Below are 9,834 nucleotides of genomic sequence, written 5' to 3' on the forward strand. Positions count from 1 at the left end.
CAACGGCACCCCCAACGGCCCTAACAACAAGGGAGAACGACATGAGCGATCATCAGTCTTCGAATGCACCCGATCCCACGCGCCGCAAGATACTGGCTGCGCTCGCGGGCACCGTCGCGTTGTCGGCTTGTGGCGGAGGCGGGGGAGGCGGAGGCAGTGCGGGGGCGACGAGCGGCATTCCGCCCGATCGCGCCAATCTGCCGAGGCCCGCATTGCCCGACCCGGCCACGTCAGGCGTCGATCACATCGTGCTCGTCACGATGGAGAACCGCTCATTCGATCACATGCTCGGCTGGGTGCCGAATGCGGAACATCAGCAGAACCGCCAGTTCCCCGACGCATTCGGACAGACGCAGTCGTCGTTCGCATTGACGTCGAACGCGGCATACGGATTCCAGGCCTGCTCGTTCTCCGATCCGAACCATCAGTACAGCGCCGGCCGCACGCAACTCGCCAATGGCGCGATGAACGGCTTCCTGCTGACGCCCGGCACGAGCCTTTTGCACGGCGATCTGTTGCCCATCGGCTTTTTGGGCGCGGCCGATCTCGACTTCTATCGCGGCGCGGTCACGCAGTACACGGTTTGCGATTACTACATGACGGGGGCTCTGTCGGCCACTTTTCCGAACCGTCTCTATCTGCACAGCGGCGAAACCGACCGTCTCGACGACAGCACCGGCACCTCTTCGCTGCCGACCATCTGGGACCGGCTCGACGCGAAGAACGTCTCATCGACGTACTACTTCCACGATGTGCCGTTCACCGCTTTGTACGGCTCGCGCTTTGTCAGCCGCTCGAAGCTCTTCGCGAGTTTTCTCGCGGATGCGGCGTCGGGCAATCTGCCGTCGTTCTGCATGGTCGATCCGAGTTTCTCGGGAGAACCGCAGGGCACGTCCAACGACGATCACCCGCATGCGGACGTGCGCAACGGCCAGGTCCTGCTCGGCCAGATCTACGACGCGTTGCGCACCGGGCCGAAGTGGAGCACGACGCTGATGATCCTCGTCTATGACGAATGGGGCGGTTTCATGGAACATGCAGTGCCACCCATCAGGCCTGTATCGACGGCCGAACAGGGCGTGGGCAACGACGGCCGCCTGGGCTTTCGTGTGCCGTGCATGATGCTCGGACCGCGTACGCGCGCAAACATGGTGTCGCGCTATCCGTTCGATCCCAGCTCGATTCATCAACTGCTCGCATGGCGCTTCGGCATCGATCCGTTGGGCGTGCGCGCAACCGATCCCGCCACCTTCAACATGGCCTATGCACTGGACTTCAGCGATGCCGCGCGAACCGATGCGCCCGCCATTGCGGTGACGCAGGGAACCTTCGGCGTCGAATGCTCGGTGGCGGGCATCATACCGGGGCTCGGCGGCGTCGATCGCAGCCAGCAACTTCCGTCGAGCGCGGCGTCGGCGACAGCCGTCAATCCGCCGGCCGGCCGCTTTGCGGATTTGCGTGCGAAAGCGACTGCGCTAGGTTTTCCAGGCGGCATGTAATTTTTGCGAAGCCTTCGTGACGCATTTGCGCAATTCGATAAAAATACGGCTCTGCAACATGCGTATTGCAGAGCCGTGTTTCCTTTGGCACGAATTCAATCGAAGCGTACTCAGGCTGCTTCCTTGCGGCTCTTGTCCGGCAACGTTTCGACGGTGTTCTTGTCCGACTGCGGCACCGATCCGACGGGGCGGTGCACGTCGTGTGTGGCGAAACCCTGCTCACGGCTCGGCACATCGAACCATTCGCGATGCGAGAACGAATCGCGAATGTCGTCGAGGCCGCTTTGCCAGTGCTCGAGCATCGTATCCATGCTGAACTCGTAGTCCTTGTAGTGGCCTTCGTATGGCTTGTTCTTGTAGATCAGATGCACCACGTTGATCGCGCTGCCATCCGCGGCCGCTTCGGCAAGCCGGAATAGCGGGTCCGCTTTCAGCACCGACGTCGGCACATGCTCGAGCAACTCCTTGATGAAGCGTGCGTGCTTCTGCCGTTCCGCGAGCATGTTGGTGATCGCGCGAGTCCGGCTTGAGTACTGAATGTCTTTTGCACGCTCCGATATGTCAAGAAAATCGCCCGGCGCATTGCCTTTCGCACTCCACAAATCGACCTGAAAGACCAGCGTGTCCTTGTGATCCGAGTCTCGCAGAACTTCCGTGAGCGGCGTATTCGAAACGAGTCCGCCGTCCCAGTAGTATTCGCCATCGATTTCGACCGCAGGAAAGCCTGGCGGCAATGCGCCCGACGCCATGAAGTGCTCGGGCGCGAGACGCATTCTGGCGTTGTCGAAGTACGTGAGATTACCCGTGCGCACATTCACGGCGCCCACGGACACGCGAATCTTGCCGTCGTTGATGCGATCGAAATCGGCGTACTGCTGCAACGTTGCCTTGAGCGCGGCCGTGTCGTAGTAGCTGACGCGGCTCGGGTCCAGCTTTGCAAGTCCGGCAACGGGCAATGGAAAGCGCGGCGCGAAAAACCCCGGCTGGCCTTCCGTCAACGCGCGGCCAGCAGCCCACATGCTGGCCCACTTGCGCGACAGGTCCTGCAAGCCTAGACCGGGCAGCGTCCACGCACTGACGCTGCCGATCCAGTCGAGCGGATGGCAGATCGCGTTCCAGAATCCGCGCAACGCTTCCACGCGGTTTTCCGGCGCATTGCCCGCGATGATCGCCGTATTGAGCGCGCCAATTGACACGCCCGCGATCCAGTCCGGCTCGACGTTCGCCTCGGCCAGTCCTTCGACGACACCCGCCTGATACGAGCCGAGTGCTCCGCCGCCTTGCAGGACGAGCGCGATCTCGTCGTAGCGCGGCAACACAAAGGCATCCGGCCGCGCGCTTATTTTTTTCGTGTCGCTGCGCATGCAAGCTCCTTACTGCATCGACCAGCCATGGCTGACGATCACCGACTGTCCCGTCAGTGCCGCCGATTCAAAACCCGCGAGGAACGCAACCGTATTGGCGACGTCGTCGACCGTCGTGAATTCGCCGTCCACCGTTTCCTTCAGCATCACGTTCTTCACGACTTCTTCTTCGGTGATGCCGAGTTCCTTTGCCTGTTCGGGAATCTGCTTCTCGACGAGCGGCGTGCGGACGAAGCCCGGGCACACGACATTCGCGCGCACGCCACGCGGACCGCCTTCTTTCGCGACGACGCGAGCGAGGCCTAGCAGGCCGTGCTTGGCGGTCACGTAGGCCGACTTCAGCTTCGACGCTTCATGCGAGTGGACCGATCCCATATAGACGATCGAGCCGCCGCGCTTGCTGTCGTACATGTGCCTGATCGCCGCCTTCGTGGTCAGAAACGCTCCGTCCAGATGAATCGCGAGCATCTTCTTCCAGTCGGCGAACGAGTAGTCCTCGATGGGCGCGACGATCTGAATGCCCGCATTCGATACGAGCACATCAATACCGCCGAGTTGCTTCACCGCGCTATCGACGCCCGCATTGACGGCTTCTTCATTTGTCACGTCCATTGCAACGGCGAGTGCCTTGCCGCCCGAGGCGACGATGCTTTCCGCGACTTTCTGCGCGGCATCGAGGTTCAGATCGGCAATGACGACGGAAGCGCCAAGGCTCGCCAATTTGCGAGCGCATTGTTCGCCAATGCCGCTTGCTGCGCCCGTGACGAGCGCGACCTTGTTTTGCAATGACATGTTCTTTCCCTGATGAGTGGTTTAGAGAGCGAGTTCCAGTGCGTCGTCATTCGACTTCTTCGCTGTCTGCGCATTGGCTTGTGCGGGTGCGAGATAGTCGAACGCCACTTCACCGATATCGAGCGTGAGATTCGCAATCACGTGACGCGCGCCGATCACGCGCTTGACGGGCAGTTCCGCGATGGGTGCGAGCGCATGCGGATGCAGTTCGAGTGCGGCGGGGCCAGTCCATGCGCCGAGCACCGTCACGTCGCGCAGATAGAAGCGCACGAGCTCGCAAATGCGCGCGCTGCCATCGACATGCGGAATCACTTTGAGCAGATAGTTCGGCGTATCGGCGAGCTTGGCGCGCTCGGCTTCGATGTCGAGCATCCGATGCTTGTAGCCCATCGTGCCCGTCGCGATGCGTTGCGTGCCGTAGTCGAGCGTGCCGAGCAGCGTGTCGTTGCCGTCGACGCTCAGCTTCGGGCGCGCGAGTTTCTTCGGAAAGCCCCAGATTTCACGGCCGCCGGCAATCGGGCCTTCGTCGTCGAGATACATGGAGTGCGTGTAGTTCCCTAGACGTCCTTCCATATCGCGCACGGAAATCACCTGACCGCTTTCCGTGTAGTCGCCAAAGCCCGACGAATCCGGCATGCGAATGAATTCGTAATGGACCAGTGCGTTTTCCGGCTTGAGAGGTTCGGGCACAACCGCGCGCAGCGCATCCATTTCCGTTTCATACGAAATGATGAAGTACTCGCGATTGAGAAAACGGAATGGCGGGCGAGGGTAGGCGGGATTGTGAACGGGCATCGCAAAAGCAGATTGCCGGATTGACTTGATGTCCATACTTTTCCTTTGAGCGATAGGCGTTGTTGGAGCACGGCGAATCTTAGAGCAAAAGTATTTGCACGATCACATTAATTTTTCCAATACACCGTTGGTTCAAACGCAACAGTACTTGATGCTTTCAATTCGATTCGCTAAACGACCGATCATTGTGAAATCCGGCATGACATCTTTGCTCGATCGAAATGAACGCATCAGCACAAGTGAAATACTGCTGTCACGCAACTGGTGCAGTTCGTGATCCGCCACGTGCATGAATATATTGAGGTATCCAATCTATCTGATTGGCTTCGTTTCGGTGGTGCGCAACTGCTCGTTGTGAGCGCATTCGGTTTCAGCGAATGCAATTGAACCCGATAAACGTGTATATGCAGATGACGAAGGCCCGATGTAAGGTTGCTTCGCTCGCTGGCGAATGATCTATTGATTTGTTGCGTTGCGTCATGCGCACGGATATACTAGGGTAATTACCTAGGGTATTACCCGTAAAAGGAGTCCGCCATGCAACAAGCTACGACCGCCGCCGCCCCGTCCACGAACTGGCTCTCGCGTCTGCGCGAACTCGCCATCCGCGCTGTCGAGCTGCATCTGCAGCATTGCGCCGTGCTGGCCGAAGCCTATCGCCGCTAAGCATTTACCGCCGGGCATTCCGCATACGACAAGGGGGAGTACGAGCCGTACTCCCCCTTTGTCCATCACCGTTCTACGGCCGGCTGGCGCGGCCATTGTGCTTCTGCGGTCAGATTCCCGCCTTCTTCGCCGCGAAGATCAGCCGTAGCCCGAGCGCCGCGATCGCGCCCGCTGCAATCCGGTCGATCCACTTCTTCGCGCGCAAATAAACTTCGCGCGGATGCCGGCTCGAAAAGCACAGAGCGACGAACGTGTACCAGCCGGCCTCCACTGCAAAGACGAGCGGCGGCAGCACGAAATAGCACCACACGGGCGGATGCTGCGGCAGCAGTGCCGCAAAGATACTGCCGTACCAGATCGCCGTTTTCGGATTGCTGAGCTGCGTCGTCAAGCCGATCCAGAACGACTTCTTTGCGCTACGGCCATTCGCCGCGTCGGGACTATCCATCGCAATGGGCTGAGCCGCGCCGCGCCAGATCTTCGACGCGATGTACATCAGATACAGCCCGCCCGCAATTTTCAGCGCGATATAAAGCCATTCGACGGCAACCAGTAACGTATAGAGCCCGGCAAGCGCGATGCCGCCAAAGAAAATCCCGCCGACGCCCATGCCGAGTGCGGTCGAAAGTCCGTCGCTGCGAGACAGGCTGATCGAATTTCGCGCAACGAGAACGAAACTCGGCCCCGGAATCATCGCGCCCAGCAACAACGCGATGAGAATGGCAAACACAGTGGCGGATGCGGACATCGATTTGTCTCCTCGATAAGGTGGCCAACTGCTTGAATGACGGCCTCGCGAACCATGTGTCGGCTCGCGTCGCTATTGTCCAATACGCGAAGCGCGGCGTACAAGACGCTTTGTGTGCGAATTGCTAGAGTAGCGCGATGGACGAAAACGAACGTATCAAGCGCGCCGTGTCGTGGCTGTGCGAGGCCGATGGAATGCTGGTGACGGCAGGCGCCGGCATGGGCGTTGATTCGGGCTTGCCCGATTATCGCGGCGCCGATGGGTTCTGGCGCGCCTATCCCGCATTGAAACAGCAGCGCCTCACCTTTCAGGACATGGCGAATCCGCGCGTGATGGCGCTGCATCCGCGGCTATGCTGGGGATTTTATGGGCATCGTCTCGACCTGTACCGGCGCACGATTCCCCATGAGGGCTTCGACATGCTGCGCCGCTGGGCCGACTCCATGCCGCGCGGGCTGTGGGTGTTCACGAGCAACGTCGATGGACAGTTTCAGAAGGCCGGCGTCGACGATACAACCATAGCCGAGTGCCATGGTTCGATTCACGTTCTGCAATGCTCGGAGGTCTGCAACGACCGGCTATGGTCCGCCGATGACGTGCGTCCCATCGTCGACGAAACGACCTGCGAACTGACGAGCGATCTTCCGCGCTGCCCGGCATGCGGTGGAGTAGCGCGGCCCAATATCCTGATGTTCGGCGATTACGACTGGATTGCGCTGCGCACCGAGCAGCAGGAGGCGCGCTTGCATGCGTGGTTGTCGACGGTCGAGCGGCTTGTCGTGATCGAGATCGGCGCGGGCAAGGCCATACCGACTGTGCGTCTTTTTAGCGAGTACCACGGGTCACGCGTCATTCGCATCAATCCGCGCGATTTCGGCATCGATTCGCATCTGGGCATTGGGCTTGCCAGAGGCGGAGTCGAGGGCTTGAGGTTGCTCGATCGTGCAATGAACGCATAGCGCGCGAGCGCAACGGGCGACACCGCGCTCGCGGTGCCGCCGACCACGCAGCCATCAACCGCATTCGTGCTTAAACGGAATCAGGCTGAGCGGTCCATGCGGGCTCGCGCTGGCTGAAGCGTCGCGCGGCAACACGAGTCTGCTGTCTGCGCACGATGGAACGCGCCGCTCGATAGAGCGCCAGATCGAGCGCGCCGCGCCAGTCTCTCGCAATCGACTTCACGACGACGGGCGTCGCATCGGGTGTCTGCACCTGCACCTGGCAGCGCTTGTCGAGCCCGCCGCGCGGGCCGTTGATGTCCGAAAGACTGACCGTTGCCTTCGAAATCAGCCAGTCAAGACGTCGGAACACGAACCGGATACGCTGCCGCGCGAAGCTGCGCATGCGAACGGCTTCACGGTCGCGGGACTTGAACAGGACTTGCATGTGACACCTCCGTCGTGGGTACGGCTCAAGAGTACGGTGTCGAAGTGTTCGGAAAAAGCAGAAATAGCGGAACAGCAAGTTCGAAAAAACGAAGCCGTGCATAACGGCCATAACAGCTAGCCCAAAGCGGAAGCCAGTACCTTTTGCGTCAACGGATGATGGCGTCCGCGCCGCGACACGATCGCGTGTATCTCCTCTTTCACATCCGGTGACCGGCCTAGCCAGCGCAAGCCGCGATGCATCGGGTCGGTGCGCTCGGCGCCGAATGCCGCGAGCGGAAACACGCCTAGGCCCCGCGACGCGAATAGCGCCATCAACGCGCTGTCTTCGAACTCGCCCGCGATTCGCGGGCGTATGCCTTCCGTTTCGAACCAGCGATCGAGCCGCGAGCGCAGCGACGAGTGTCCTGTCGGCAGCAAAACGGGCAGGCTTGCGAGGCATTGCGGGAAGTGATCGACGGCGCTTTTGCGCACGGTGGCGGTGGGCCCGTACCAGTCGATCGGCGATGCGATCAGGCGTTCGCTCGACAGCCGCAAGTTCGCGTTATGTGGCGCCGCCTGACTGGACAGCACGAGATCCAGATGATGATGCGCGAGCTCGGCCAGCAACTGCTCGGATTCTCCCTCGTGACACAGAAGCCGCAGCGACGGCGTATCCAGCACGGGCGCGAGGATCGCATAGGCGGCCAGCTTCGAGATGCCGTCCGTCAGACCGACCGCGAAGCGCGCGACCGCTCCACTTGCGGCTTCGCGCACTTCGTCGTGCAGCGTGCTTCCGAGCTGAAAGATTTCTTCCGCGCGCGTGAAGGCCGCGTGGCCCGCCTCCGTCATCGCGACGCCGCGGCCAGCCGGCTTCAGCAACTGATGGCCGAGCGATTTTTCCAGTTCACGCACCTGCGCGCTGATGGTCTGCACGGCCATGTCGAGCCGTTCGGCTGCGCGCGCAAACCCGCCTTCTTTCACGACCACCCAGAAATAGTGCAAGTGGCGGTAGTTGAGCATTTTTGGCTCCTCGTCAAGTTCGAAAAATACGAACGAATCGTCTGATTATCGCTGGTTTTTTCGATGTCGCAGGTGACGGATCATTCGCTTTGCAGGCTGTGCCCCGGTAATCAGCCGCTTTTACTCAACCTCTGACAACAACGCGCGCAAATGGACTCCCTGTTGACTCTCGTCACCGATCCCGCTGCATGGGCGTCACTTGTGACACTCATCGTGATGGAAATCGTGCTCGGCATCGACAACCTGATCTTCATTTCCATTCTGAGCAACAAGCTGCCCGAAGCGCAGCGCGCACGGACGCAGCGCATCGGCATCATGCTCGCGCTCGTGATGCGTCTCGGCCTGCTTGGCACCGTCGCGTGGATTGCGCGCCTGACGGAGCCGGTGTTTTCCGTGCTCGATCATGCGTTCTCGTGGCGAGACCTGATTCTGCTCGCGGGCGGTCTGTTCCTCGTGTGGAAGGCGACGCGTGAAATGCACCATCACGTGAGCCGCGATGCCGATGTGTCGAATGCGGCCGCGCGTGTCGGTGGACTGACGGCGACGGCTGCGATCGGCGAGATCCTGCTGCTCGACCTCGTGTTCTCCGTCGACAGCATCATCACGGCCGTCGGCATGACGGATCGCCTGCCCATCATGTTCATTGCGGTAATCGCGGCCGTCACGGCGATGCTATTCGCGGCGGCTCCGTTGTCGAAGTTCATCGAAGGCAATCCGACCATCGTCACGCTGGCGCTCGCGTTCCTGCTGGTGATCGCGATGACGCTGATCGCCGAAGGTTTCGGTACGCACGTGCCGAAGGGCTACATCTACGCGGCGATGACTTTTGCCGGCTTCGTCGAAGGCATGAACATGCTGGCGCGTCGCAGGAGGACAAAGCGCGAGCGCGACGCGGAAGGCGGCGCAACAAACCCGAATCACCGGAATGCCGAACTGGCGAAATGACAAGGAGCAACGCAATGAAATGCCCCGTTTGCAAGACCCCCGATCTGCTGATGACCGAGCGGCAAAACATCGAAATCGATTACTGCCCGACGTGCCGCGGCGTTTGGCTCGATCGCGGCGAACTCGACAAGCTGATCGAGCAGATGCAGGACACGCCGGGGTCGCAGCGCGCGGACGCAGAGCATGAGCGTCAGACGCGCTATAGCGGCGATGCGCGGCATGAACAGGAGTGGGGCCGGCGTCACGACTCGCGCGACTACCATCACACGCATGACGATGCGCGCCGCAAGAAGAAGTCGCTGTTCGATATGTTCGATTTCGATTGAGCGTTGGCATCGCCCGGTTGCATTCGCGCCTTGCGCCGCACCGCGCCAGGCGCAATGCCGACGATGCGCTTGAACGCCCGGCTGAACGCCGTGTCCGAATCGTAGCCGAGCCGCATCGCGAGTTCCGTCAGCGATGCATCCGTTTGCTGCAACTGCGTGAGCGCGGCCTGCATCTTCCAGCGCACCGCGTAGTACATCGCCGGTTCGCCGACCAGTTGTGTGAAGCGCGCCGAAAACGCCGGGCGCGACATGCCGACGTGATCGGCGAGCGCCGCCACTGTCCAAAGGCGATGTGCGGATTCAACCGGTCGA

General features: G+C 60.8%; 12 protein-coding genes. 5 read left to right on the forward strand and 7 right to left on the reverse strand.

Features of this window, described 5'->3' with window-relative positions; all coding sequences use genetic code 11:
• Positions 1-41: 41 nt before the first annotated feature.
• Positions 42-1,499 carry an alkaline phosphatase family protein gene (locus tag BN2476_RS21620; protein WP_087736213.1) on the forward strand — a complete coding sequence of 486 codons (1,458 nt, stop codon included), beginning with the start codon at positions 42-44 and terminating at the stop codon, positions 1,497-1,499.
• Positions 1,500-1,609: 110 nt separating this feature from the next.
• Here BN2476_RS21620 and BN2476_RS21625 read toward each other — a convergent pair whose 3' ends face one another.
• Genes BN2476_RS21625 through BN2476_RS21635 form a run of 3 tightly spaced genes read right to left on the reverse strand, consistent with a single transcriptional unit; the run spans position 1,610 to position 4,486 of the window.
• Positions 1,610-2,863 carry a DUF3734 domain-containing protein gene (locus BN2476_RS21625; RefSeq protein ID WP_087736214.1) on the reverse strand — a complete coding sequence of 418 codons (1,254 nt, stop codon included), beginning with the start codon at positions 2,861-2,863 and terminating at the stop codon, positions 1,610-1,612.
• A gap of 9 nt (positions 2,864-2,872) precedes the next feature.
• Positions 2,873-3,655, reverse strand: coding sequence for a 3-hydroxybutyrate dehydrogenase (locus BN2476_RS21630; protein WP_087736215.1), 783 nt, complete (start codon positions 3,653-3,655; stop codon positions 2,873-2,875).
• Between the two features lie 21 nt (positions 3,656-3,676).
• Entirely contained in the window at positions 3,677-4,486 is an 810-nt protein-coding gene (locus tag BN2476_RS21635; protein WP_087736216.1) for an acetoacetate decarboxylase, read from the reverse strand.
• A 501-nt stretch (positions 4,487-4,987) separates the two neighbouring features.
• On the opposite strand from BN2476_RS21635, the gene BN2476_RS49355 reads away from it, so the two are divergent.
• The gene (locus tag BN2476_RS49355) at positions 4,988-5,116 is read left to right on the forward strand and encodes a hypothetical protein (RefSeq protein WP_268957919.1); all 129 of its coding nucleotides are present in this window, start codon (positions 4,988-4,990) and stop codon (positions 5,114-5,116) included.
• 109 nt (positions 5,117-5,225) lie between these two features.
• Here the strand turns inward: BN2476_RS49355 and BN2476_RS21640 are convergent, their stop codons facing one another.
• Positions 5,226-5,864, reverse strand: a complete 639-nt coding sequence (locus BN2476_RS21640; RefSeq protein ID WP_087736217.1) for a LysE family translocator — start codon at positions 5,862-5,864, stop codon at positions 5,226-5,228.
• Between the two features lie 137 nt (positions 5,865-6,001).
• On the opposite strand from BN2476_RS21640, the gene BN2476_RS21645 reads away from it, so the two are divergent.
• Positions 6,002-6,823 (forward strand): SIR2 family NAD-dependent protein deacylase, encoded by an 822-nt coding sequence (locus tag BN2476_RS21645; RefSeq protein WP_087736218.1) that lies wholly within the window; start codon positions 6,002-6,004, stop codon positions 6,821-6,823.
• A gap of 70 nt (positions 6,824-6,893) precedes the next feature.
• Here BN2476_RS21645 and BN2476_RS21650 read toward each other — a convergent pair whose 3' ends face one another.
• Together BN2476_RS21650 and BN2476_RS21655 are read right to left on the reverse strand one after the other, a co-directional pair.
• Positions 6,894-7,250 carry an HPF/RaiA family ribosome-associated protein gene (locus tag BN2476_RS21650; RefSeq protein WP_087736219.1) on the reverse strand — a complete coding sequence of 119 codons (357 nt, stop codon included), beginning with the start codon at positions 7,248-7,250 and terminating at the stop codon, positions 6,894-6,896.
• A 116-nt stretch (positions 7,251-7,366) separates the two neighbouring features.
• Positions 7,367-8,251, reverse strand: a complete 885-nt coding sequence (locus BN2476_RS21655) for a LysR family transcriptional regulator (protein ID WP_087736220.1) — start codon at positions 8,249-8,251, stop codon at positions 7,367-7,369.
• 150 nt (positions 8,252-8,401) lie between these two features.
• Here BN2476_RS21655 and BN2476_RS21660 point away from each other — a divergent pair, with 150 nt between their 5' ends.
• On the forward strand, positions 8,402-9,196 hold the full coding sequence (locus BN2476_RS21660) for a TerC family protein (protein WP_087736221.1): 795 nt from the start codon (positions 8,402-8,404) through the stop codon (positions 9,194-9,196).
• Between the two features lie 14 nt (positions 9,197-9,210).
• Positions 9,211-9,522, forward strand: a complete 312-nt coding sequence (locus BN2476_RS21665; RefSeq protein ID WP_087736222.1) for a TFIIB-type zinc ribbon-containing protein — start codon at positions 9,211-9,213, stop codon at positions 9,520-9,522.
• On the opposite strand, the gene BN2476_RS21670 is transcribed toward BN2476_RS21665, so the two are convergent.
• On the reverse strand, positions 9,459-9,834 hold a 376-nt coding region (locus BN2476_RS21670), incomplete at its 5' end, for a helix-turn-helix domain-containing protein (protein ID WP_143811017.1). The genes BN2476_RS21665 and BN2476_RS21670 overlap by 64 nt on opposite strands.

The sequence above is a fragment of the Paraburkholderia piptadeniae genome (assembly GCF_900007165.1).
Lineage (GTDB): Bacteria > Pseudomonadota > Gammaproteobacteria > Burkholderiales > Burkholderiaceae > Paraburkholderia > Paraburkholderia piptadeniae.

Excerpts from the sequence above, each read along its gene's own strand:
- BN2476_RS21655 (WP_087736220.1), bottom strand. The coding sequence starts at position 8,251 with ATGCTCAACTACCGCCACTTGCACTATTTCTGGGTGGTCGTGAAAGAA.
- BN2476_RS49355 (WP_268957919.1), top strand. The coding sequence starts at position 4,988 with ATGCAACAAGCTACGACCGCCGCCGCCCCGTCCACGAACTGGCTCTCG.
- BN2476_RS21630 (WP_087736215.1), bottom strand. The coding sequence starts at position 3,655 with ATGTCATTGCAAAACAAGGTCGCGCTCGTCACGGGCGCAGCAAGCGGC.
- BN2476_RS21620 (WP_087736213.1), top strand. The coding sequence starts at position 42 with ATGAGCGATCATCAGTCTTCGAATGCACCCGATCCCACGCGCCGCAAG.
- BN2476_RS21625 (WP_087736214.1), bottom strand. The coding sequence starts at position 2,863 with ATGCGCAGCGACACGAAAAAAATAAGCGCGCGGCCGGATGCCTTTGTG.
- BN2476_RS21645 (WP_087736218.1), top strand. The coding sequence starts at position 6,002 with ATGGACGAAAACGAACGTATCAAGCGCGCCGTGTCGTGGCTGTGCGAG.
- BN2476_RS21640 (WP_087736217.1), bottom strand. The coding sequence starts at position 5,864 with ATGTCCGCATCCGCCACTGTGTTTGCCATTCTCATCGCGTTGTTGCTG.
- BN2476_RS21650 (WP_087736219.1), bottom strand. The coding sequence starts at position 7,250 with ATGCAAGTCCTGTTCAAGTCCCGCGACCGTGAAGCCGTTCGCATGCGC.
- BN2476_RS21635 (WP_087736216.1), bottom strand. The coding sequence starts at position 4,486 with ATGGACATCAAGTCAATCCGGCAATCTGCTTTTGCGATGCCCGTTCAC.
- BN2476_RS21660 (WP_087736221.1), top strand. The coding sequence starts at position 8,402 with ATGGACTCCCTGTTGACTCTCGTCACCGATCCCGCTGCATGGGCGTCA.
- BN2476_RS21665 (WP_087736222.1), top strand. The coding sequence starts at position 9,211 with ATGAAATGCCCCGTTTGCAAGACCCCCGATCTGCTGATGACCGAGCGG.